The following is a 25,298-nucleotide window of genomic DNA, read 5'->3' as shown; positions in this document are numbered from 1 at the left end:
TCTGTTTAGTTTTGACAGGTTAGCTTGCACAGAATGTTTGTCTTTTTGTCATCCCCGCGAAGGCGGGGATCCATACTGAATCAAGCACTGAGCCACATCAGGAATGGTTTCCCGCCTTCGCGGGAATGACAATTAACCTGTCAAAATTAAATGGAAACAGTACTAGTTGCCAATCTTGCCATTTTTACCATGAAAAATTCTCCTGTGCCGAGCAAAATAATATGAAAAATAATAATCTCAAAACAGAATGATTTTCATTCTTTATTAAGGTTAACAAAGAGGTCTGTTTAGGCTAAGATCAAATTCCATTCAAAACCGTTAAAAACAATTATGACGACAGCAATAAACTCGGGCTTGCGCAAATTAAATGTTTATAAACGCCGGCATTTGAAATTCGATGTCATCGCGGCCATCGTTGTTTTTCTGGTTGCCATTCCATTATGTCTTGGTATCGCCCTGGCTTCGGGAACATCATTAATTTCCGGCCTTATCAGTGGCATGATCGGAGGAATCGTGGTCGGCACGCTCAGCGGATCCCAGGTCAGCGTCAGCGGCCCCGCCGCAGGTATGGCCGCCGTTGTCCTCACCGCCATAACACAGCTTGGTGATTTCAATACCTTTCTTCTTGCCCTGATGCTGGCCGGCGCCCTTCAGGTTATTGTTGGAGTATTACGAGCGGGAATGGTGGCGGATTACGTTCCTTCCAATGTCGTACAGGGGTTGTTATGCGCCATCGGGATATTGCTCATCATCAAACAGTTACCTCTGGCCTTTACCTTCTCTTCCGAATTAACCGAACTCGAAGCTCATTTGCTGGAAACGACCGAAAGTTTGAATCTCAATCCCCTGTATGATTTCTCCTATCATATTAACAGCGGCGCCATTATTATTTCCCTGATTTCCTTCGCCATTCTTATTTTCTGCGACACGGTAAAATTACGATGGCTGGAGAGTATTCCGGCTCCCATACTTGTTGTCATTGCCGGAATCATCCTTAATGAACTTTTCCAGATGACGAATTCGTCCTTCGTGCAAAATACGCCGCAACTGGTTAATATCCCCCATACCAACGGCGTGGGCGATTTGACCGATCAATTGACTTTTCCCAAATGGTCGGCATGGACAAATCCCCTTGTCTATTTATACGCCCTGATTATAGCTATCGTTGCTTCTCTGGAAAGCCTGCTCAACGTGAAAGCCAGTGAAAAACTGGATAAAAAGCGGCGTTACTGTTCCAAGGATCAGGAATTGGTGGCCCAGGGGACAGGTAATATTATTGCCGGATTAATAGGTGCCATACCCATCACCTCCGTTATTGTTCGCACGTCCGTCAACATTCAGGCTGGAGCCAGGACAAAATTCTCTGCCATACTGCACGGCTTCTTTCTTCTTTTTGCCGTGCTGTTAATTCCCCAGTGGCTCAATACCATTCCCATCGCCTCTCTGGCTGTTATATTGATCTATACCGGTTATAAATTGACGAAACCCTCGATTTATTCCAATATCTACAGGCAAGGGAGCGATCGTTTCATTCCCTTTATCGCCACAGTCATTAGTATCGTTATTTTCAACTTGCTGGCCGGCATACTGATTGGCTTAAGCATCAGCCTGTTTTATATTCTTAAATCCAACAGCAAGGCGCGTCTCGATATTGTCAAGGAGTTTTATCCCAAGGGCGTCATCAGCCGTTTGATATTACCGCAACAAATCAGCTTTTTGAATAAAGCGTCTCTGGTTGCGGAACTGGATTCCATTCCGCCAAAATCGCAGTTAATCATCGACGCCACCCAAAGTAATTATATTGACAAGGAAATCATCGAGCTTATCCAGGAATATAAAAACGAGCAGGCTCCTCTCAAGCAGATCAGCTTGAATCTGGTCGGGTTCCAGGAAAAATATGAAATTCATAACTACATCGATTTTATTCATGTCACCACGTATGATGTGCAGAGTAATTTAGCCCCCTATGAAGTCTTGAATATCCTGCGGGAAGGTAATTTACGCTTTTTACAGGATACCCGTATCCACCGCTCGTCAAAAATCGATGTTCCGCACACCTCGCAGGGCCAGCATCCCATCGCGGTCGTTCTCGGGTGCATTGACTCGCGAGTGCCGGTAGAAACTATTTTTGATATGAGTTTCGGGGATTTATTTTGTATAAGGATTGCCGGTAACGTTATCAATGATGATGTGTTAGCCAGTATGGAATACGCCTGTCACGTGGCAGGCGCCAAATTGATCGTCGTTTTAGGGCACACCCGCTGTGGCGCTATCCAGTCCGCCTGTGATGGTGTGGAAAAAGGACATATCACCCAACTGCTGGCGAAAATCAGCCCCGCCCTGAATGCTGAAACCGAAACTCAAACCAATCGTAACAGCAGCAACACGGCGTTTCTGGATCACGTCACCTCACTGAATGTGGCCAACACCTTGCATCAAGTCTACAAGAATAGCGACATTCTCAAAACCATGATTGAACAGGACAACATTTCCATGGTCGGTTCTATTTACAACGTTGAAACCGGCATGGTTCATTTTCATGATTTTTCCGGAGAGTTGGCGCAATTGTGTCAAAACACCAATGATGTCATTGTTGAAAAGACCAGACAATTGCTGATGGAAGCGGGGATATCCCCATCCGTTAAGGATAAAAAACCGGAGCAACACGGACAATTACAAGAATAGCGGCCGGAATGGAATTGCTGCAATCATCCGTTTTACCCGCTATATCTCTTCGGGAATATCCTTGCCCATCCATTCAATCCAGACTTTGATTTTCGGTTGGATAAACCGGGCGGGATGATAATAGAGAAAAACAGGAATAACCGGCATCCGGAAGCCGGGCAGGATCTCAACCAACCGTCCATCCCGCAGCGCTTCCGCAATCTGGTAATGGTGTAACGCAGCAATACCCATGCCCTGTTCCACACAATAAGCCATCGAAGTTGCATCGTTTAAATACAGGGCGGGTTCAAAAACGATGGTTTCACCGCCGGCAAACGTCCAGCTGTTATTCGGTTGCCGCATACTGTGAGTAATATAATCGTATCTTGTCAAGTCGCTGATTTCCTCCGGCTGGCCATGCTCAGCAAGATAGGCCGGGGAAGCGCATAAAATATACCGTGTGGATGTTATTTTCTTCCGGATGGAATTGGACGCCACGGACATGGACATACCAAACACAATGTCGAGTTCCTCTTCCAGTAAATGAGGAACCTGCTCCGCTATTTGAAGATCCAGACGAATATCAGGGTATGCCTTTTGAAAGGCCGCCACACGAGGCAAGATAAAATGTTCGGCAAAATAACGCGAACTTTTCACCCGTATCAATCCACCGGGAATCGCCCTGGATGAAGCGACCAGATTATTAGCCCGCTCAACGGCCAGCAAGACGCGTTGTACCTCCTGGTAATAAGCCTCGCCGATGGTTGTTAGCGTCACCTTGCGTGTCGTTCTTTCAAACAGCGTCACGCCCAACTCCGACTCCAGTAAGCTGATTTGCTTGCTAACCGCCGCGGCCGACAGATTGATAGACTTGGCAGCAGCATGGAATCCACGATGCTGAACAACTTTACAAAACGTTCTCATTAATGCAATGGTGTTCATTTATTGTCCTCTTTCCATCGTACTGATCCGATTTATATGGATTTTTTCTCCGAAACATTATAATGAAAGTCCTTCTAATTTTTTAATGCCCGGTTTGTCCAATCAGGGTATAATGAAGCTTTTTAAGTAAAACGTCACCAGGAGTTTCCATGCGTACATCGCAATGGTTTGTAGCCACCCTCAGAGAAACGCCAAACGATGCGGAAATCGTCTCTCATCAACTGATGTTGCGATCCGGCATGATCCGCAAGCTCGCGTCCGGTTTGTATACCTGGATGCCGCTGGGATTAAGAGTGTTGCGTAAAATAGAACAGATTATCAGAGAAGAGATGAACCGAAGCCATGCCATGGAAGTATTAATGCCGGCTGTACAACCGGCTGAACTCTGGCAGGAAACCGGACGCTGGGATAGTTTTGGCGGACAACTCCTGACCATGACAGACAGCAACGGACGTGACTATTGCTTTGGCCCAACCCATGAGGAAGTCATCACGGATTTAATCCGTAACGAACTACGCTCTTACAAACAGCTTCCGGTTAATTTTTATCAGATTCAAACCAAATTTCGTGATGAAATCCGGCCTCGTTTCGGTGTCATGCGCGCCCGCGAATTTATTATGAAAGACGCTTATTCTTTCCACTTAAGCCAGGAGTCGCTGCAAGAGACGTATCAGGTGATGTATAACACCTATTGTCGCATCTTTGACCGTCTTGGTCTTCGATACCGTGCTGTGGAAGCCGATACCGGTGCTATAGGCGGCTCCGCTTCCCATGAGTTTCAGGTACTCGCAGACTCCGGCGAAGACCTCATTTTTTACAGCGATGAAAGCAATTACGCTGCCAATATCGAGCAAGCCACCAGCCTGCCTCCAGAACCTGCGAAAACCGGCGGCGACAAACCGTTGACCCTCGTCGATACCCCTGATAAAAACACCATGAACGACGTGGCCGTTTTTTTAGACATACCAACCAGTCAAATGGTGAAAACACTTATTGTACAAGGAAATGAACATCCTCTGATCGCCCTGATTCTGCGTGGAGATGATGACTTGAACGAAATTAAGGCCGCCAAACATCCACTGATCAAATCGCCATTGAGCTTTGCCGATAACGACACCATTTTGCAACAGTTACAAGCGCCTGTCGGTTCATTGGGACCGGTCAACCTGACTATCCCGGTTATTGCCGATCATCATGCCCTGGCGCTTGCCTCTTTCGTCTGTGGCGCCAACCAGGCGGACAAACATTATCTGCACGCCAGCTGGGGCCGTGACGCGCAATATCAGGAGGCCTGTGATTTGCGCAATGTCAAGGAAGGCGACATCAGTCCGGATGGTAAAGGCCATTTACGATCTTGTCGCGGCATTGAGGTGGGTCATGTTTTTCAATTGGGCGATAAATACGCCCAGGCAATGAAAGCCGCCGTATTGAACGAAGACGGACAATTACAAACCATGATCATGGGTTGCTATGGTCTGGGCGTAAGCCGCGTCGTAGCGGCCGCAATTGAACAACACCATGATGAACATGGCATTATCTGGCCCATGACGATTGCTCCCTTCCAACTGGTTCTGATTCCCGTCAATGGCCACCGTTCGCAAACGGTTCGTGACCGCGCGGAAAAATTATATCGGGAGTTGTCAGACATGGGCATTGATGTGTTACTTGATGATCGTAATGAACGTCCGGGGGTGTTATTTGCCGACAGTGATTTGATGGGCATACCTCACCGCCTGGTCATCAGTGAACGTCATTTGGAACAGGATGCCATTGAGTACAAGGAACGCGCCGGTCAGGAGAGTATCACGATGCCGATGGCGGAGCTCCCTGCCTTCATCAAAAAAACGTTTCTCCCGGTTTCGTGAACAACATTTTTGATAGAGCGGGAGGGGGTGGCCTGTGGCCGTATTGCGGGACTCCACCTATAAATGCAGAGTAAATTGCATAAAATTTAAATAGTTATTATAATTATTTGCCATTAAAAATACCGCAAAGAGATTCCCTTTTATGAACATCAGCAACCATATTCACTTATTAAAAAACGATGTATTGCAGGCGTGGAAACAATATCGTACCTGCCAAACAAGTATGGTGTGGCCGATGAGCTTTCTTTTGCTCGCCCCGCTTGCCCTCTTCATCGTTTTTGGTATAATTTTTCCTCTGGAACTGACTAACCTTGGCTGGATTGAACTGCACAATTATGTTTTTATAAGCATTCTCTCGATTTTACTGGCTCCCTGCCTGCTGTATATCACTTCTTATTTTTTGTACGGCTGTTATGCCATCACCGCCAATCATTTAGGCAATAATCCCGTGGATGAAAACTCCGGTTTTCCCGCCTTCAAAGCACCGCTGATAACCGTACCCTCTCGCCTGATTGTGTTGATTATTCTTACCATATCCATCAATATCAACTCACTGCTGACTGTTTTTCTCCCCCATTTTCCGGCCAAATTAATCGTGGCGGCCATTCTTCTGATGTATTCGGTCTGGGCCGCCCTGATTATGATATTAGGGGTCACTCAATCCGGTTCACCCTGGCTTTTATGGCTAAAGGCCCTGAAGCTGATAAACAAAAACAGGAATACGGCTCTGAAAGTCAGCGGCGTGATCGCACTCGTTTATTTTTCAACCTTTTTACCACTTCTTCTTATTAAAAAATTAAGCGGGCTATTTCCCGGTTTACCGATGCCTGTCGTTGCCATATTCTATGCGGTAACCCTTATTCCGGTCCTGTATAATCTGATCAGACTGATTCCCTTTACCTTTTACTACCCTTTTCATGTTTATAAGCAGGACGTGATAATACAACCGGCCACCCACGCCTGACCGCCAAAACGATCAGGACGCATTTATAACATGTTTGTATGCGCCCTGAATTCATGCTCAATGAGCCATCTTTTGCGCACCAGACCGCCGCCGTAGCCACCCAACGCGCCGGATTGGTTGATAACGCGATGACAAGGAATGATTATAGCCAATTGATTTGCGCCATTGGCGTTAGCCACCGCGCGAAACGCCGAGGGTTTTCCAATGTTTTCCGCCAGTTCAGCATAAGAGCAAGTCGTGCCAAACGGAATACGTCTCAACGCCTCCCAGACGGTTTTCTGAAACGGGGAACCAAGCAGACAGAACGGCGTGTTAAAGGTATGTAATCGTCCGTCAAAATAATCATGTAATTCCCTTGCAATCGCCGTAATAACCGTAGTACTACCTGGAATGATGGCTGATTTGGTTCGTACTCTCAAACGTTCGACTTCTCGCTCCAGCCCCCTCCTGTCCACAAATTCCAGAAGATAAAGCGCCGTGTCATCGGCGACGGCAATCATCGGGCCCAAAGGCGTATCCAGCCAGGCTGCTTTCAGCATATTTTTAGGCCAAGGTCTGGAAGGTGCCGCCCCCATAATACGACTGAACGCGTCTCTGAAACCACTGCCGGATTCGTAACCGGCTGACACCTGGCTTTCAATCACCGATTCCCCGCTTCGTATTTTTTTCACAGCCAGACCGATACGCCTTGCCCGCGCGTATTCCACAAAAGTCATCCCAAATCGTTTTTTAAATTGCCTGCGCGCGGTTGCCGGATCGATGGATAATGCGCGCAGATCGCCGCTTTTCCACCGCTTTTCCGGATCGCTTTCTACAGCCTCAACCACTTTACGGATCAACTCGGAGACCTGATTGGGATGTGATAAAGGCCGGCATCGCTTACAAGGTCTGAAGGATGCGAGAAGTGCCTGTTGGGCAGTCTCGAAAAATTCACAATGTTCGTATTTCGGCTTTCTGGCCGGGCAGGTGGGTCGGCAAAAAACACCGGTTGTCTTGACCCCTACGTAAAAAATACCTTCGTATTGTGAGTTTTTATCCAGCAAAGCCTGGTAATACTCTTTTTTATTGGCTGACGTTATCATGATTGCCTCAAATACAATGCGTTTGTTTTTACTGTTCCTGTACCAAGTGTAGCGAATGGAAAAAAGGAATGGCGCCGAAAATGAGACACGGATATTTTGGGAGCGATTATTGGCATCCGGCAATATAACGATAAAGAATAAACGGCGCGCCGTTGGTCGTTGGCGAGGTGGTATACACCGGATAAAAACAGCGCCTCGACAAGGGTCCTCCATAAAACTTCCTGAACAGGTTAATGTTCATAGTCCAGTCGGTGTAATGGGTCATCCGCGCCTGATTGACATAATCTTTCAAATTACCGCTTTTCATCGCGTTCAGGGCGTTTTTATTGACAACGCCGTCGATGTTAATAACCCGGTTATCCGGAAAAAGATAATAACCAAGCGCGCCCGACTGCATGGCTCCCAGAATATCACCTTGATGAAGCTCGTTTTTAATTTGCAGCGCCACGGCGCGGTAACCATTCACCAAAGCCAGAACAGGTAATTTATAGAAATAAGTGAGTGTTCCCAGACTATAGGCCACAATAAGCCCGACACTGAACCATTGAGCCATTTTCATGTATGGTTTCGTTCTGTTTTGACCAAGAAACAAAGCCAGAAAAATCAGAGTACTCATGTAGACAAAATAAAAATACCGGTTAAAAAACCAAAATGCCGGTAAATAAAACAGATAAAAAAGAATAATAAGTAAACCAGGAATAACAAACAGGGCACCATAAGGTTTGCTTTGATGATAGCCATAAAGGAACAACTGAGTGAATAATAACGAACCCAGAATTATCGTCGGGATCACTATCCGTGAACTGAATTCAAAAAAGGGCAACCAGGCTGAGAGCGCATACAAGCCATAGCCAATAATGTTGAACAAGCTCATCTGATTGTGGTCGACAATAAATTTGACCGCCTCCCCGCTTCCGGGAATAATCGTGCCAAAACGGCTGAAACAATAAATCCACCAGGGTGTGACAATCAGCAAGGCCGTTCCTGTAATAATAATAAACGGCCGCCATCCCCAACGCTTCCAAACAAAAAATCCTGTCGTGGCCAACAAAAAACAGGTGTCGACACGCGCCAGAAACGCCAACCCGCAACATAATCCCAAGACCACCCATTGCCAGGGTTTCTGTTCACGATCAGCCAGTATGGTGAGCAAGAGGATCAAAAGACTCAACAAACCAGCCAGGGATGTTTCCAGAGCATTCAAATCGTTGACAATGAGATACGGCGACACGGCCCAAAGACAACAACCGATGATCGCCGTTTTTCTATTGGCCAGATCCAGCAATAAAAAACCGAGAGGCAAAACCGCAAGACCACCGAAAAAGGCACTGAGAAAAATTGCAAAAATCAGGGCCTGATCCCCGTTATACCCCGAATAAAAGACAGGTAGCTGCAAAAAAGCAATCAACGGCTGAAATCCGTTGGTTGTTTGAAACCCGTCCATGCCCGGTCCCAGTCCCATGGCCATGGAACGGGCAATACTCAATGTATAAAACGTATCATCTGGAAGAAACACCCGATCCAGAACGCTAATATCCTGAGAAGCCAGGATAAAACGAATCAGACAGGCTCCCAAAGTCAGGATCCCGAACCAAAATAAATTCGTACACGTTGCAGTTTTTGACATCTATTCGTTTATCAATTTTATTGATGCAACGATTCTGCGGGTAAATGGTCGTGTTTTCCAGTTTTTTCTTGCTCTTTCGCTCCTGGTGAAACTTTAAAAACACGCCCTGGACAATGATATAGCTGATAACCAAAATCATTCGGACCGGGCTTCGGCTCACCCTGTCGGTTGTAAGTGTATTGGCGCGAAGCAAATTCCGCTACCCGTTCACAATGATCAAAAAAATGTCTTTTACGCAGCACATTGGTGATTTCATTCCAGCGATTAAGTAACGGATAAAACGTACTGATAACCCAATGCGGCTTGACATGCTCCTCAATTTCTATCGCATAAAGGGCTTCAGAACGGTGAATATCCGAACGCAGCATTGCTTTATTATTCAGGCAGAAGTCATCGATGAATTGAATATCCCGGCGTGCAAAAAACGGAATGGTTCCCGCATCAGAAATCAATACCCGGTCGTGTATTCCTGCATGATGATTGAGATAGCTCGCAACCTGTAACCGCATGGTAAATCGTTCCTGATAAGCTATGCTGGCCAGCTTTAACTCCCGCGTTTGGTACGTGGGCAGCAACGTTTCATTAACCAGAAACACGCTGATCACGGTAAACAGCACTATTGTTTTACGGCGTAAGGCAAAATAGGAAAAAAATTCCTGTATTCCCAAAACAGGTAACACCGTTAAAAGACTGAACGCCGGCAAAAATAATCGATAATAGTAGGTAATAATCGGATTAGCCCGGGCAAGAATCAGGCAGTAAACCAACGAGGGTAGCCATAATAAAATGTGGCGGCAATCCTTGTTGCCTAACAAGCAGGGAAGTCCCAAAACAATACAGGGAAATAATACAGGAAGATATTCGACCACTACCTGCGACAGGGATGATCCGAAGGACGCCTTGCACGCATAACTGTTTGGCAGCAACGCACCGAAATAAAACCACCGCCAGCCCAAATAAACCATGTAGGGCATTACAAAAGCGAAAACGGCAATCCATACCATCGGCCAAACCGGAACCGTGTTTTTCTCCCGACTGAGATTACAAACGATAAATACGGCGAAAATACCGGACCATACGGCGCCATCGAATCGAATCAATCCCGTCACAAAATAGAGAGCACAGGCCAGAAACCATATTTTTGGTGAGAACGCACGCCTGGCATGCTCGTGGTTTCTATAGCCAAACGCGTAAATGGTCGTCCATGCCGACAGCAACACAAACGCCATGTAAAAACCGGTTTCCAGGCCACTGATTGTCCACCAGACAACCCCCTGGTTCCGGCTCAATAAATAGACCGGCAATACCGCCAGCAACGGTGAAAGAAACGTTCTTGCCAACCGATATAGCACAACCAACGACACAATAAGACTGGAAACGGCAATCCATTTCATGGTGATCAGTAATGGCAAGTCCAGTTTCATGACCAGTGCCGTCAGAAGCATCCACAGGAAATTGGAGTATCCTTCGACAGGCTCACCGCTACTATTCCAGCGTAAACCATACCCATGGATCAGTTGATCGGCATAACGCCAACTGATAAAGGCATCATCCGTAGTAAAGATCCAGGATGCGGATAGCGCTGCAGCGAGTGTTACGCCGATAATAACGGTGATCACCGCTACAAAAAGATATTCATTGCGATTGCAGGCCGGAACAGGTTTACCTGGATCCGTCATAATAGACCCTGGGTTCCATGAGGTTGATATTTACTTTTACAGCGTTGCAACCAAATGTCAACAAGCCTGGTCTTGAGTTCAGTAACACAAGCAAGTACAGTAAATAATGTACATAACTGCGATAAACAGAATAACCATGCGCATAATGATTGTGATTTGTCTTTTATTTCTCTGTACTTTTCAGGCATTGGGAGAAACGTCATCGCCTGTGATTTTTGATATTAAAAACGCAAACGAACAATTTGATCATATTAATCTGAAGTTATCCATTCAAAATCTCAACCTGACTAACCTGAGCAACGCCGTGGACACCTTGACTGAGTTGTCCGTCCAGGCTGACCAATGCGTTGACGAGATGCAAAAAAAATTAAACAGCCTTGATATCCTTATCAAACAGGCTGGTTCCGCAGGCAATAACAAGGGTGCGGATCTCGTTTATTTAAATAACCAGCACAAGGAACTGGCCGACATCCAGTCACAATGCCGCTTGTTTTCAATTCGCGCCAAGGAAGCGATTGATGCTTATAAAACTGCTATCAATCAATTAAAACAGGAAAAAACCCTGACCCGCGGCACACCGTTATGGCAAACGATAAAACAATTACATCGTACCAGTCCCGATTCCTGGTACCAATCACCAACACTGAATCTCCCTAAGCCAACCCCATCCCTGTTGTTTGTTATTCTTGGCACAGGCGCTGTTTTTCTCGGATCCACTATTTTGTTGGCCAGGTTACGTAAAAGCCAGTTTGTGCGACGGTATCTGCATTTCAAAATACTGCGCTTCAGCCATATTGTTCTTCTGGGATTTTTCTTTATTACCGGCGCACTACTTGGATATTTACTGCTGTTTACGGATGATCCTGATTCGTTGGATCCACTTTTGCTTCTGACGAAACTAACCTTCTTTTACCTCATGGCCTGGATGTTGATCATCTTTTTATCGAAAATAAAAAGCATCAGGGCGTTTTTTTATTGGTATGCACTGGATACCGCGTTTTTCCAAAAAATTCTTGTCGTTTTACTCGGTTTTTATTTCATTGCCATAGCAGGACCCTTAATTGCCGAACTGTTCCATCTCGAAAAGCCGGTGTCACAATTATGCCAATCAGCCTATCTTCTGCTTATTCTTGGTATGGGCGGTTATTTTATCCGTTCTTTTTGTCGGACTCATCATCATTTATCTTTTATTAAAAAACATTACTATGTTATTCAAATCGTTATTTTTCTACTGCTTCTCACTTTTGCCGTTATCGGGATAACGGGTTACCATGCCCTCGCCATGCAATTGACCCTCTCCGGATTTATCACGTTCGCCATTCTTTTTGTCACGATCCTGATAAAGCATGGTATCAACAAACTCTATGTGTCATTAAGCTACCAGCACAGCAAACGAAAAATCATGAAATTGTTTGGTTATCGGAAAGATCAGATATTTATCGAATTTTATATTCTTAAAATAGTTCTGCAGCTCATCACCGTACTTGTCAGTATTTATCTGATTGGAATAAGCTGGGGATTCGCCCTCGATTTTCTTGAAAACACCTACGACAAATTATTGTACGGCTTTCATCTGGCCAATATTACCATTTACCCTACCCGGATTATTTCCGGCGTCGTTATTTTCTGTATTCTTTATCTGGCTTTCCGTGCCATATCGACCACGATAAGCCGGCACCAGCAATTTGAAGACGAAGAGGAAACACAGGTTGCCATTGCATCCATCCTGAACTACATCGGTTTTGGCCTCGCAATCCTGTCAGGCCTGCTTATAGCCGGTTTCAATTTTACGGGACTCGCCATCATCGCCGGTGCGCTTTCAGTAGGTATCGGCTTGGGGTTGCAAAGTATCGTTAATAATTTTGTTTCCGGCTTGATTCTGCTTATCGAAAAACCCATCAGACCAGGTGATCGAATCAACATCGACGGAGTTGAGGGTTTCGTAAAAAAAATCAGGGTACGATCGACACAAATTCTCACACCCTACCATGAAGATATCATTATTCCCAATTCCGACTTGATTACCCACCGCGTTGTAAACTATATGTTCAGTGATAATTACTGGCGTGTCGGTTGCGAGGTAGGCGTTGCTTATGGCAGCGACATCAAGCTGGTACAGGAACTTCTTCTAGACATAGCCAACAAACATGAAGACGTAGTTAAAACCGGCCGTCAGAAACCTATGGTTATCTTCAATGCCTTTGGTGATAACGCGCTAATGTTTCAACTCTGGTGTTTGATTAAGGACGTCAATAAAAAATGGAGCGCTAAAAGTGAGTTGAATTTTGCTATTGATGAGGTATTTCGCCAACACAATATTTCCATTGCATTCCCGCAACGGGACTTGCACATCAAGCTGGAAGAACTGGAGCCACTGATCGAAAAAATAAAACCGCAATCCTCCACTGAATAGGCTCTGTGAACAAAAATATCCTGGCACCGTTTTTTACGTAGCCCGTAAGGAGGCCTGCGGCCGTATTGCGGGTTTCATTTGCCAATTATGAACGTTATCCCGCATTTCGGCTTCGCCTTCATGGCAGGCTACAAATAAGGGACAAATCCTACGCCTTTTTGCAGTTGTAATTAATTTTGTTCACAGAACCCGGGTTCACATATGCTGTGTCGCCCAGAAAACGTTTAACGCATCACCATATCCGAGCGGCTTGACAATATGTCCCTTGATGTTTAAACCTTTCATCTTGAGTTTATCAGCCTTTATACAGGTGCCGGTCAGCACAAACACTTCCGTTTCGGCAAGCGCAGGATCCGAACGAATGGTTTTTAGTAAATCAATCCCATTCATTTTGGGCAGGTTAATATCCAAAAGAATCACTTTAGGATAGATTTTCTGCTCACCATTACGGCCATACAATTTATTTAACGCATCCTCACCATCTAACGCCACTTCAATGCTGAAAATATCATTCACCTTTTTTAATTCCCTTTGCGTACCCTGGATATCAATCACATCATCTTCTATATACAAAATATCCCGATTGCATTCCTGGAGCTCCATAATCTTTCTCCTTCCACATTTCATATTTTCAAAAAGAAAACTATATATTGCAGAATGACATCAATACTATTTCATGGAATATAAAGAAAGTATGCCAAAAGAGCTTCAAAACATTGAAGTGTAACCCGAACAATATGATTATGTTTTTTTTCTGTTCTACGGCATAATCCTTGTGAGCCATCCCTTTCATAGATTCCCAACTCAGGATCCATTTAATCCTTTTTTATAAGTATAATACTCTTTATTCACAATTGCTTTTATTTTGTACTTCCGGTTCGCGCAGATAAATGAGCGTCCTCGTCTTTTAAAGCGTTAAGCTCAGGATTATCTTGAATTTTTTTCATGAGATCAGTAAAGGTAAGCTGGAAACTATCCAACTCTACTATGACTCGCATTAATTCACCAACAGGAGTATTTTCTATTAAATCCTGACAATTCTCTACAGTCAAATCCAGCATATCCAGTAACAAATCTGTATAATTCTGGGTTGATTTCGGTTCTTTATCCGCAAAAAGCTCCTTGAGTTTTTTAATATAGATATGTTCAGAAAAACTTGTGGAATTAATATAGTTTTTAAACCTTGAAAAATTTTCTTCACGTACGGAGGCGCGCTTGACAACGCTTAGTTCTACTTTTTTGCGATTTTTATGAGCGGGCTTTTTCAGCTTACTATTTTTATGAAGCTGATGGTTAATTTTGGCAAGTTGATTTTCAATATCAATCAGCCTTCGTTGTGCCTGATTTTTTCTTGTAAAAAATCTGGTTCCCCTTTCTCCTTCTTCTATACTGATGAGTTCCTGCTTTACCTCTCGTTTCTTCTTCGCAAGTATCGCCCCGCTTTCCTCTAATTCTTTTGCTGTATAGCTTTCAATAGTAGCTGCAACAAAATCCTGGCGTTTAAACTGATAAAGTTTCTCTAGTATCGCTATTTTTCCGTCGATACCTTGTAATTCTTCCTCCGTTATTTTTAAAGTCTCTTTTTGCTCATGAAATACCTTATCCAGATGGTCATAGGAAGCATGATCTTTTTCCAGTCCGGTTATCTTTTTCTTTAAATTGCTTTTTAATGTTGTTAAATCCTCGACAAGTTTGCTATATACCTCTTTCGTCCTTTTTAACTCACCGACGTTTTTCGTCAACGTTTTCAGGTCATCATTTGAATGGCCAAGTCTGAATTGCTCCGCCTCATTACGCTCGATTTCTTTTTCAATAAAATCCATGTCCATTATTATCTCAGCTAACGCTTTTGGTAATTCTGCAAGCTTTCGTTCATCCGATGCCGCACGCTGCGCAGTATGAATGGCATTCTCCAGATCAGAACGTTGTTTATTTTTTTCTTCCAACGCACTCAATAAACTGCGATTTTCAATAATTAATATGCGTATATTATCCTCCACATCCATTTTACCGACATTTTCCATGACGTCAGATTTGTATGTGTCGCTTTGTAATTTATCCGGACTTATGGTTAGTAATGTCCTGGCAATCTCAACACTGGAAAGATAAACTAATTCTTGTGCTTTGGGAGGGTTGTTATTTTTTTGTCTGGCTATGACAGAGGCATCATAAGTGTTGATTTCAGCACCTGTGAAATGAGTCTTGCGATGATAGGACAAGCGCTGATTCCTGTATGCTTCAACAGCATACAAAACCTGTTTTTGCAGCGCATCCGCTTTTGGTTTATCACCATCAATATGGCTCTGGTAGTATTGCATCATGTTCCACATTAAACGAATTGCTTCATCGCTGTACTCCGCAGGCAATCCCTTACGTAACATCGAAGCATCAACCGGTGGTTTTCTTTTCAGTAACGCGTAATAATCCATCAGTTGTTCAACCTGACGCATCAGATTATCCATGTCCATGATGGTGAGGCGAAGATTGGCTCGTTCCCCAGCTTCCTTAACCTCCGTCTGAGCCCTTAATCGGGCTCTAGCTTCAACCGCCTTTCCGGCGCGCCACCCTCCGTATCTGCTGGAGGCGAAGCCACCGGCTGCAGCGAATCCGGGTATAGTAACCAACGCGCTGGCCGCCCCAACGGGGGGCGTTACCAAAGCACCAATACCCGTTGAGACAGCTACACCAATTGCCGCTCCCGCAGCAGCACCGGCTCCTGTCCAGATAGTACTTTTAAACTGTGAGAGGTCAACTCCCTTCAATGGTGGCAATTCGTCTTTGGCATTAGGTAAAAAAATGGCCAGATCATCAGGGTTTTGTAAAAAATATGATTGTAGAAGTAATGACTTGAATTCAGGCATCGATATATGCTCTTTAATAATTACTGCATTTTATTGATATTGTAAGTATAGACAACGGATAACGTTCCGGATCGTCACATGGCATGTGACGATGTGTGGTTTCTGTTCGATGCGCCATCATCCTCGCAGAGGAGGCAATCCTTAAAAGGTTAAATTTGTAAAACACTGGAGAGAAGAGTGTGTGTATACGGATCCTCGGGATGTTTAAAAATTTTTTTACAAGATCCGCTTTCGATCACACGACCGTTTCTCATTACCAGTACGTCATCGGCAATATAGGAAACAACCGCCATATTATGGGTAATAAACAGATAAGCCATCCCCATATCCTGCTGCAGTTCCTTAAGCAAATTTAAAATCTGTGCCTGCACGGACACATCCAGCGCGCTGGTGGGTTCATCGCAGATCAATACTTCCGGATCGGTCGCCAACGCCCTGGCAATGCAGATCCGCTGACGTTGGCCACCGGAAAATTGATGGGGATATCGTGCCAGAGACGTTTCGGGCAAATTCACCTGATCCAGCAAACGCAACTGCTTCTGTCTGATGACTCTGGATGACATGCCATGCGCCATCATACCCTCGGCAATAATCTCCCCAACGGTCATACGCGGGTTCATGGATGAAAATGGATCCTGAAAAACAATCTGTACTTTTTTACGATAGTTGCGCAATGCCGAACCCTTGAATCCGGCTATATCCCGGCCCTGATAAACAATGTTTCCCGACGAAACAGGCAGTAAACGCAACAACGCGCGGCTGGCCGTTGTCTTGCCGCATCCGGACTCGCCGACCAAAGCCAGAGTTTTTCCGCGATGAAGTGTCAGGGACAAGCCATCTACCGCCTTGATAATATGACCTTTCCCAAACAGCGTTTTACCAACCGTGAAATAGACATTCAAATCCTGTGCGCATAACACCTCTTCATGATCATCTTCGTTGGGTACCCATTTGTCAGTCTTGTGGTTAAGAGCCGGAGGATAACGATGCTCAGGGTAAAGATGGCAACGGACCGCACGATCCTCAATACACTGCAAAAGCGGCGTCACCTCGGAACATGGCGCAAAACGATGGGCGCATCTGGGATGAAAACGACAACCGCCCGGCAACGCACCCAGTCCGGGTACTGTTCCAGCAATCGTCTGCAATCGGTTCTTACGCTTTTCAAAACACGGCAGTGAGGCCAGCAATTGTTGCGAATAAGGATGTTTTACCTGCGAGAAAAACTCCTCTACACCAGCCTGTTCGACCAATTGTCCCGCATACATCACGCAAACCCGATCAGCAACGGCTTTGACCACGGCAAGATCATGGGTAATAAGGAGCATACTCATCCGATGCTGGGCCTGCAATTTTTTTAATAAGGCCAGGATTTGAGCCTGAATCGTCACATCCAGTGCGGTAGTCGGCTCGTCTGCAATTAAAATTTCCGGATTATTGGCCAGAGCCATGGCAATGACTATCCGCTGTTTCTGGCCGCCGGAAAGTTGATGAGGATATTGCCGCAACCGCACTTGCGGCTCGGGAATTTCCACTTCTTTCAATAACGACAACATACGTTTCCCAAGCGCTTCACGGCTTAAATGCCTGTTGCCTTGTTTTAATGCTTCCGCCAGTTGTTCCTCTATTCTCAAAACCGGATTTAACGCCGTCATTGGCTCCTGAAAAATAATGGCTATCCGTTTCCCGCGTAATTCGCGCATCACGGATTCCGGCACATTTAATACGTCCTGCCCTTGCAGCAGCACTTCACTGGCAGAATCATAACCGGCATTGACAGGCAATAAACGCATCAAAGCCAATGACGTCAGAGATTTTCCACATCCGGATTCCCCCAGCAACGCCAGAGTTTCGCCCGAATTGAGATGAAACGAAATGTCATCAACGGCGGCAACAGGTTGTTTATCCGTTTCAAACGCAACACGAAGATGTTTAATTTCAGCAGGTTGAGCCATAAAAAAATAACCGGATAATGAATACTCACTGTAGCAAGAGTAACAATGCCCGGCAACCTATGGCTTTAACTTTTGTAACGCCATGTTGACGCGTGGACTGATTACATCGGCCAGTGCCTGCAGGCAAAGCTGTCTTGGGCTATTGGCCCGCCAGTAAAGCGTGATGCTCCTTGACGGTGCGGAATCTGCGAAAGGCCGTATTTTTAATTCGCTGCCTGACACATCACGTGTCGCCAGAGCCGGCATCAGTGTCACACCAAGTCCGGCCTGTACCATAAATCGCAGCGTTTCCAGACTAGTCGCGGTGAAATCGGCCATTGTTTCAGCCTGTACCGATTGGCAAATGGACATGGCCTGTTCCCGTAAACAATGGCCTTCATCCAGCAACAAAACCGGCTGTCCCACCAATTGATCCAGTATAACAGGTTTGTTTTCAGGCAACGGATAGTTAGCGGCACAGGCAAAATAAAAAGGTTCCTCATAAAGCATCCGGCTTCCGAAATCCGCTGGAACCGGTGCGGCCATAATTGCCGCATCCAGTTCCCCTCCCTGTAATTTGTCCGTCAGGTGATGAGTTTTATCCTCGATCAACCAGATTTTTAATTTTGGAAACGACGTCTGAATCCGCGTCATGATCAAAGGCAGCAAATAAGGAGCCACCGTTGGGATAACACCGAGACGCAACTCGCCTGATAACGGATCATTGGCGGCGTGAGCAATTTCTTTCATTTCAACGACCTGAGCCAGAATCTCTTTGGCACGTCCAAGAAGCTGTTTTCCAGATCCTGTCAACATCACCCGTTTGTTATCTCGCTCGAATAAAACAACACCCAACTCTCCCTCGAGTTTTTTTATTTGCATACTAAGTGTAGGCTGGCTTACGAAACATGCCCGTGCGGCTTCTCCAAAATGTTCCGTTTTAGCTAACGTTACAAAATATTGCAGATCGCGTAAGTTCATAATCCCTCACCAATACGTGTTTCTGAAAGGACCTCTTTTTCTTTCGTCGTCACATCCTGGTGAATATTATGGCGGCTAATAGCGCAAAACCCGGGTATTCCCTTGTTTATGAAGCCAGCCACCAAACCATAGCGGTTTTCAAGCGCAGGCAGAAGGTTCATCACCAGGAGCGTTGTTTTTGGCAAAGCCACATGAATTTTCCAGGTCTTGTCCTTTTCTTCCTTAACGGAAACAAACTGCGACATGCGCACTGCCTTGCTGTTGGCGTCATACCATCCGGCCACGGAGGCGCGTGCCGCATCCTCCTCTTTGATGTTGACGGCGTATAAGCCACCTTTTTCATTAAAATCACACAAGACCGCGGTCACAAGATGTTCGGACGTCTGGGGCTTGCTTGTCCATATTTGCCGAAACCAGATCTTTGGAGCAGTCACAAACTGTTCCTTACTGTCGGCTCCCGTTTGCAAATGGCCGTTTAAACGACCGGTGCGGCTAATCAGAAGTTCAATGCCATCCCGAATTTCCTGTTTCTTAACCGAGGTGCTGTCCGCCAGTTCCAGAGTATCCACCTTGAAATTAAAGCCTTTTTGTTCCTTGCTCCGAATCCCGAACACCCAGCTGTTATTAATAGGGTTGAATCGAAGAAAAGCTCGCCCAATTTGCCACTGCTTATTATCCGATACTTGCAGTTGCTCCTCGCTTTTTTCATAAAACACCAGCTCCTTGCTTTTGTCATCAATTAAAACGGCCAGAGCCTGATACTGTGAATCACGGCGCTGAAGCTGAAAATAAAAATGATACCGTTCACCGCTCTCATTGGTCACGGCTCCTGAAAATGTCCAATCCACTTGTCTGGCATCGGAGGATTCCAGTTTATTTTCCAAACCGGAAGCCTCATTGGTACCTGAAGAATTACGGGGTTCCTCCGCTTTGGCAAACACCAGGGGAGTTACCAGAAGCAGACCCAGTAACAAACCATAAAATCGTGTGCGTATCATGTGAAAGCCAACCTTTTTAATTGCTTGTGAGCCCAGAGCGCTTGCCAGAATAATTCACTGACAACCGCTTCCACCGGTAGAAAATACCAGGCATCCCCGGCAAACGACCGGCATTTTACAGCATCCTTTTCGGTCATGACGACGGAAGCCGTCGAAAACGTCAGATCCGACGCTTTATACAAATGATGATCCGGAAAAATAACCGGCTGAAACGACATGCCAAGCTGTTTCAGACTGGTAAAAAAGCGCTGCGGATTCCCTATCCCGGCAACGGCTGCAACCGGCGTTCGCAACTCTTCTATCCCAATTTCCCGGCCATGTACAAGATGGGTCAACCGGCCGGATCGTAGCGTCATGGGATAGGCGCCCGGCCACTCTCCGCCATTGACCACCAGAAAATCGGCTTCCTTAAGCCGGGATACGGGCTCCCGCAAGGGGCCTGCGGGCAAACACCAGCCGTTACCCATGCCGCGCACACCGTCAATCACTACAATTTCAATGGCTCTGCCCATTTTATAATGCTGCAAACCATCGTCACTGATGATGATCTGACTATCATAGTTGTCCAGAAGAAAGTGTACCGCATCCACCCGCATAGGAGCGATTACTACTGGGCAACCGGTTTTATTAGCAAGCAGCAGCGGCTCGTCACCGACTGTTTCCGCCAGGTCATCCGGCATCACCTCATGGGGAAACGAGCGGATTTGCGCACCATATCCCCGACTGACAATTCCTACCCGAAGCCCTTTTTGCGACAATTGCTTCGCCAGGGCTATAACCAGCGGCGTTTTACCTGCTCCACCAACGGATAAATTCCCGACGACAATGACCGGTACGGAAAATTGTTGTTGACGAAACGTCCGCAAAAAAAAGCGTCTAAGGGTTATGACTATCCGGTAAATCATGGCTGCCGGCACTAGAAGCCAGCGTCCGGGATGACGTCCATACCATAATTTTTCCAGATTAAGAAGCATCAGGCCATCACCTCGGTCTTGTGGCTGTCCACACCAAGTTTTTGTATGCGATACAATTGCGCATAATGGCCATTAAGGGCGAGAAGCGCCTGATGCGTACCCTGCTCAACTACCCGTCCCTTATCCAGAACCACAATTTTATGCGCGCTCTTAATAGTCGACAGGCGATGCGCAATGACCACCGTAGTCCGGTTTTTCATCACCTCTTCCAGAGCCGCTTGAATATAACGCTCCGATTCGCTATCGAGGGCGGAAGTCGCCTCATCAAGAATTAAAATCGGCGCGTCTTTCAAAATAGCGCGCGCTATGGCGAGTCTCTGACGCTGACCGCCTGAAAGCAAAACACCATTTTCGCCTACCCGGGTATCATAACCTTGCGGCAATCGGGCAATAAATTCATCGGCAAAGGCCAACCTGGCAGCGACGATGATATCTTCCCGGCTCACATCCAACCGTCCATAAGCAATATTATTAGCCAGCGTATCATTAAACAAGGTCACCTGCTGGCTGACCAGAGCAATTTGTTCACGCAAGCTGGGCAAGGACAATTGACTGATATCGCACCCGTCCAGAGTGATACGTCCAGCGGTCAGTTCATAAAATCGCGGTAACAGGCTGGCCAGAGTGGTTTTACCGCTCCCGGAATGTCCGACCAGGGCGACCGTCTCACCGGCCGCAATGGAAAAATTGACGTTATGCAAAACTTCCTGACCCTGACGGTAAGCAAAATGCACCTGGTCAAAAACGATATGGCCTTGTACCTTCTGCGCAAGCACTTTCCCGCTTTTTTGTTCCACAGGCTTATCCAGCAAGGCAAACACGCTTTCGGCGCCGGCCAATCCTCTCTGGATGGTCGCATTTAACGTAGTCAGTGTTTTCATGGGTTTAATCAATTGCAGCATGGCGGCAATAATAGCCAGAAAAGAACCGGCTGAAATAGTAATCACCGTAGCCAGTTGTATAGCCGCATAGATAATGGCGGCAATGCCCACCGCAATCACAAATTGTACCCCTGAAACGTTAATTACCTTACTGATTGCGACTTTCATATCATTTTTTCGTGACGTCTCTGTCGCATGGTTGAATTTGCTGACTTCATATCGTTCACCACCAAAGATCCGAATGACCCGGTAACCATCTATGGCTTCGCCGGCTATTTCCGTCACCTCCCCCATGGATTTCTGGACTTTATGGCTGATACGCCGTACCCGTTTGTTGGTATAGTTCACAATCAAACCGACAAACGGGATGGTTAACAGAAACATCAGGGACAATTGCCAGCAAATGACCAGCATCACAGTCAGCAAGCCGATAACCAGACAGGTATTCTGGACAAAATCCGTCAGCGCATCAGCACTGACTTGCGCGACCTGCTCCACATCGTAAAGAATTTTGGACAGCAACTGTCCGGATGTCGCTTCATCATAATAATCCGCCGGCAACCGGATGATGTGGGCAAAAACAAGCTGGCGCATCACCTTAACCACCGATCGAGCCACCCAGGTCATACAGTAGCTGCCAAGGGAACTAACCAGTCCCCGGATAGTGATGCCCACTAAAACAATCAAGGGAATTTGCCGGACAAAGGACATATCAATATCGATAAACCCCTTATCGAGAAAAGGCCTCATCATGTAGGTAAAACCGGCGTCAATCAGCGAATATAAAATATTGGCCAGTACACCCAGCGATAACACAAACCAGTAGGGTTTGACATAGGATAACAAGCGTTTATACAACACCCTCGTACTGACATGGGCTTGATTGGTCATAAATAAATGGTATTTTTGGCAGTAAAAGAGACAAATTGTACTCCTAAACCTTAACAATCGCCAAGTGCAAACCGGTTAAAAGTAAATTCGTCTGAGAAACGTATACCGCGTGCGGTCATCATCTACGGTTTTTTGACAACTCCTGTACCAGCCTGCCGACCAGGGAAGGCCCCTGATAAATCAGGCCGGTGTAAACCTGTACCAATGCCGCACCACTCTCAAGCTTTTCCCGTGCCGTTTCGCCGTTATCAATGCCCCCGGCACCGATTAGGGTCACCGCGTCACCCGCAATCTGTTTAAGCAGTTTCAAACAGGCCGTGGATCGCTGAACCAAAGGACGTCCGCTCAACCCTCCGATTTCCCCGCCATAAGGCAATTGCGCCACCGCGTCCCGCGCACAGGTTGTATTGGTCGCGATAATGCCGGCAATTCCCTTCGCCACAATCACGTCCGCCATCCGTTTTAAAGCCTCATCGGACTCATCAGGGGATACTTTCACGACCAGGGGTACCAGACGTTGATACTGATCAGCCAGTCGTTGTTGCTCTTCTGTAAGCCCGGTCAGCAAGGCCGCCAGAAAATCACCCTCCTGCAACCGCCGTAAATCCGGTGTATTCGGCGAGGAAATATTAATGGTGACATAAGAGGCGTGGGCATAGACTTTTTGCAGGCAATACCGGTAATCCTCAACCGCGTGATCAAGCGGCGTGTCCTTGTTTTTACCGATGTTAATGCCCAATATTCCCCGATAGGCTGCCCGGCTGACATTGGCTACCAGTGCATCCACGCCATGATTGTTAAAACCCATACGATTAATAATGGCTTGTGCTTCCGGCAAACGAAAAAGCCGTGGTTTGGGGTTGCCCGGTTGCGGTTTGGGCGTCACCGTACCTAACTCAATAAATGAAAAACCCAGTTTGGCAAGACCATCCAGATGCGCACCGTTTTTATCAAGGCCGGCGGCCAGTCCGACCGGATGCGGGAAACGCAAGCCTAATGCCTCAACCGGCTTTCCCGACGGCGTGGCAAATAACGAAGCAGGCAGCCAGTCAAGGGTCTTTAATACCCAATCATGCGCTCGCTCGGGATCCAGTTTAAACAGCAAGGGACGAAGCAGGTGATACATTCTCAACTCCTGACATGGGATGATAATACCAGACAAAACGCATAGCATACCGCATACATTGCCTGCCTGGAATTTTTCAGTGTTCTGCAAAACAGGACGGGGTACCAGGTTGTGTTGTTTTTATTTTAACAATCTTGTTAGGATGGGCATTAGGTTGCCCATTCCCTGTTTGCTATCGCCTCGCTTTCACAGGAACAACAGGTAACGACCAACCTGGCTTAACGCTTTAAAATTCGTATGGATTCGTCTTTAACTCATTACACAAACATTAACAACAGGAGTGGTTGATGAAATATATAAGGATAAACCCCGAAAAAAAGATGAGTGAAGCACAAAAAGCTATTCTTGAAGAATATTTTATCAACCGATCCCTGCGTTTTTCCGGGGCGGGCAAACATTCCTACGAGATCAACATGCCGGATGGCCGTTCGATAAAAAAAGGCGTCCGGTTAAAATATTCCCTGTTAATGAATGACCTGAAAGAATCCAGACGTTCCATCGAAATCCTCGACAAAAAAATAGGCAGCGGCGCGTTTGGCAGTACCATAATCAGCAAAGGCGTCATCAAGGTTGATGAGAACATGCGATACAAAGTTCGGAGCGGGGAAGAAAAAAAACGGGTTGTCAAACGTATACCCCTCAACGGGAAATCTACGAAAAAAAGAGTTCGCAAGGAAGCTGAACGCGCCGGAAAAGGAAGCAGTGTTTTACACTGCAAGGCCGCCTTGTTCAGCCCAAAAAACGCCTATTTAATCATGCGCAACGCACCCGGCATGGAGTTATACGAACTCATGGAAAAAATGGATGAGGGAAAAATAACACTCAATACCCTGCAAATGCTTAAAATCAGTCTGGCCATTATTGAGGCGGTTAACAATATTCATCAGCGAGGCATCCTGCATCTTGACATTAAACCCGAGAACATTATGGTCGATCCGACGACACTGAAAGTCACTATCATCGATTTTGGTTTATCAGTCCCTATCTCAAAAAAACGGGTGAAAAATCCCAGGGGAACGCCTGAATTCATATCTCCTGAACTGGCTTTTGCGAACGCAGTCAGTCCGGCCTGTGATGTTTTTTCCCTAGGCCAGACCCTGGCTGAATTCTGGAACAACAGGCCATCGTTGCCTGATACTGAGGATAGTGATGCTTATATGAGTGAACTGTTCTTCCAGTACTTACAGGATGAATCAATCTGGCAGTTTACCGGCATCAAGGCACCTGACCCTATTAAAGGTGAATTAAGCGATCTGTTGTGGAGGCTGTGCCGCTTTCACTGCGAAGATCGCATCGGGCTTGACGAGGCCGCATTAAAAACAGGGAAAATGATAGATTTTCTGACAAATTCTGAATCCTGCCAGGATACCGATAACCAGCATTATTGCAATTTGATGTAATAACAATCCACATACT

17 protein-coding genes are annotated in these 25,298 nt (G+C 46.1%); 5 read left to right on the top strand and 12 right to left on the bottom strand.

What is annotated here, in order from left to right:
* The first annotated feature begins 330 nt into the window (after positions 1 to 330).
* Positions 331 to 2,685 (top strand): bifunctional SulP family inorganic anion transporter/carbonic anhydrase, encoded by a 2,355-nt coding sequence (locus CKW05_RS04600; RefSeq protein WP_058484547.1) that lies wholly within the window; start codon positions 331 to 333, stop codon positions 2,683 to 2,685.
* A gap of 39 nt (positions 2,686 to 2,724) precedes the next feature.
* Here CKW05_RS04600 and CKW05_RS04595 read toward each other — a convergent pair whose 3' ends face one another.
* Entirely contained in the window at positions 2,725 to 3,606 is an 882-nt protein-coding gene (locus tag CKW05_RS04595) for a LysR family transcriptional regulator (RefSeq protein ID WP_058484548.1), read from the bottom strand.
* A gap of 149 nt (positions 3,607 to 3,755) precedes the next feature.
* Here CKW05_RS04595 and CKW05_RS04590 point away from each other — a divergent pair, with 149 nt between their 5' ends.
* Together CKW05_RS04590 and CKW05_RS04585 are read left to right on the top strand one after the other, a co-directional pair.
* Positions 3,756 to 5,471: a proline--tRNA ligase gene (locus CKW05_RS04590; RefSeq protein ID WP_058484549.1), complete on the top strand. Its 1,716-nt coding sequence runs from the start codon at positions 3,756 to 3,758 to the stop codon at positions 5,469 to 5,471.
* Positions 5,472 to 5,613: 142 nt separating this feature from the next.
* A complete protein-coding gene (locus tag CKW05_RS04585; protein WP_058484550.1) occupies positions 5,614 to 6,435 on the top strand; it encodes a hypothetical protein in 822 nt (273 codons plus the stop codon).
* A 23-nt stretch (positions 6,436 to 6,458) separates the two neighbouring features.
* On the opposite strand, the gene CKW05_RS04580 is transcribed toward CKW05_RS04585, so the two are convergent.
* The 3 genes from CKW05_RS04580 to CKW05_RS04570 all read right to left on the bottom strand — a co-directional run bounded on the left by CKW05_RS04580 (position 6,459) and on the right by CKW05_RS04570 (position 10,823).
* Positions 6,459 to 7,517, bottom strand: a complete 1,059-nt coding sequence (locus tag CKW05_RS04580) for a bifunctional transcriptional activator/DNA repair enzyme AdaA (RefSeq protein ID WP_058484551.1) — start codon at positions 7,515 to 7,517, stop codon at positions 6,459 to 6,461.
* Positions 7,518 to 7,623: 106 nt separating this feature from the next.
* Positions 7,624 to 9,144 (bottom strand): glycosyltransferase family 39 protein, encoded by a 1,521-nt coding sequence (locus tag CKW05_RS04575; protein ID WP_058484552.1) that lies wholly within the window; start codon positions 9,142 to 9,144, stop codon positions 7,624 to 7,626.
* 17 nt (positions 9,145 to 9,161) lie between these two features.
* Entirely contained in the window at positions 9,162 to 10,823 is a 1,662-nt protein-coding gene (locus CKW05_RS04570) for a hypothetical protein (RefSeq protein WP_058484553.1), read from the bottom strand.
* A gap of 136 nt (positions 10,824 to 10,959) precedes the next feature.
* On the opposite strand from CKW05_RS04570, the gene CKW05_RS04565 reads away from it, so the two are divergent.
* The gene (locus tag CKW05_RS04565) at positions 10,960 to 13,236 is read left to right on the top strand and encodes a mechanosensitive ion channel family protein (RefSeq protein ID WP_058484554.1); all 2,277 of its coding nucleotides are present in this window, start codon (positions 10,960 to 10,962) and stop codon (positions 13,234 to 13,236) included.
* A gap of 195 nt (positions 13,237 to 13,431) precedes the next feature.
* On the opposite strand, the gene CKW05_RS04560 is transcribed toward CKW05_RS04565, so the two are convergent.
* The 8 genes from CKW05_RS04560 to CKW05_RS04525 all read right to left on the bottom strand — a co-directional run bounded on the left by CKW05_RS04560 (position 13,432) and on the right by CKW05_RS04525 (position 23,882).
* Positions 13,432 to 13,839 (bottom strand): response regulator, encoded by a 408-nt coding sequence (locus CKW05_RS04560; RefSeq protein WP_058484555.1) that lies wholly within the window; start codon positions 13,837 to 13,839, stop codon positions 13,432 to 13,434.
* Between the two features lie 257 nt (positions 13,840 to 14,096).
* On the bottom strand, positions 14,097 to 16,097 hold the full coding sequence (locus CKW05_RS04555) for a coiled-coil domain-containing protein (RefSeq protein WP_058484556.1): 2,001 nt from the start codon (positions 16,095 to 16,097) through the stop codon (positions 14,097 to 14,099).
* Positions 16,098 to 16,246: 149 nt separating this feature from the next.
* Positions 16,247 to 18,052, bottom strand: coding sequence for an ABC transporter ATP-binding protein (locus tag CKW05_RS04550; protein ID WP_058484557.1), 1,806 nt, complete (start codon positions 18,050 to 18,052; stop codon positions 16,247 to 16,249).
* Positions 18,053 to 18,109: 57 nt separating this feature from the next.
* Positions 18,110 to 19,012 carry a LysR substrate-binding domain-containing protein gene (locus tag CKW05_RS04545; protein WP_058484558.1) on the bottom strand — a complete coding sequence of 301 codons (903 nt, stop codon included), beginning with the start codon at positions 19,010 to 19,012 and terminating at the stop codon, positions 18,110 to 18,112.
* Complete coding sequence (locus CKW05_RS04540; protein ID WP_058484559.1) at positions 19,009 to 20,010, bottom strand: hypothetical protein; 1,002 nt, start codon at positions 20,008 to 20,010, stop codon at positions 19,009 to 19,011. Before CKW05_RS04540 ends, CKW05_RS04545 begins: the two co-directional genes overlap by 4 nt.
* Complete coding sequence (gene lpxK / locus CKW05_RS04535; RefSeq protein WP_058484560.1) at positions 20,007 to 20,984, bottom strand: tetraacyldisaccharide 4'-kinase; 978 nt, start codon at positions 20,982 to 20,984, stop codon at positions 20,007 to 20,009. The genes CKW05_RS04540 and lpxK overlap by 4 nt, the downstream gene beginning before the upstream one ends.
* The gene (gene msbA, locus CKW05_RS04530) at positions 20,984 to 22,756 is read right to left on the bottom strand and encodes a lipid A export permease/ATP-binding protein MsbA (protein WP_058484561.1); all 1,773 of its coding nucleotides are present in this window, start codon (positions 22,754 to 22,756) and stop codon (positions 20,984 to 20,986) included. Before msbA ends, lpxK begins: the two co-directional genes overlap by 1 nt.
* Positions 22,757 to 22,874: 118 nt before the next feature.
* Positions 22,875 to 23,882 (bottom strand): quinone-dependent dihydroorotate dehydrogenase, encoded by a 1,008-nt coding sequence (locus tag CKW05_RS04525; protein WP_058484562.1) that lies wholly within the window; start codon positions 23,880 to 23,882, stop codon positions 22,875 to 22,877.
* A 287-nt stretch (positions 23,883 to 24,169) separates the two neighbouring features.
* On the opposite strand from CKW05_RS04525, the gene CKW05_RS04520 reads away from it, so the two are divergent.
* Entirely contained in the window at positions 24,170 to 25,282 is a 1,113-nt protein-coding gene (locus CKW05_RS04520) for a protein kinase domain-containing protein (RefSeq protein WP_058484563.1), read from the top strand.
* Positions 25,283 to 25,298 lie beyond the last annotated feature (16 nt).

Source organism: Legionella spiritensis (assembly GCF_900186965.1).
Classification (GTDB): Bacteria; Pseudomonadota; Gammaproteobacteria; order Legionellales; family Legionellaceae; genus Legionella_C; species Legionella_C spiritensis.
Note: the sequence above shows the minus strand (reverse complement) of the source record. Positions and strands in the feature narration are given on the sequence as shown.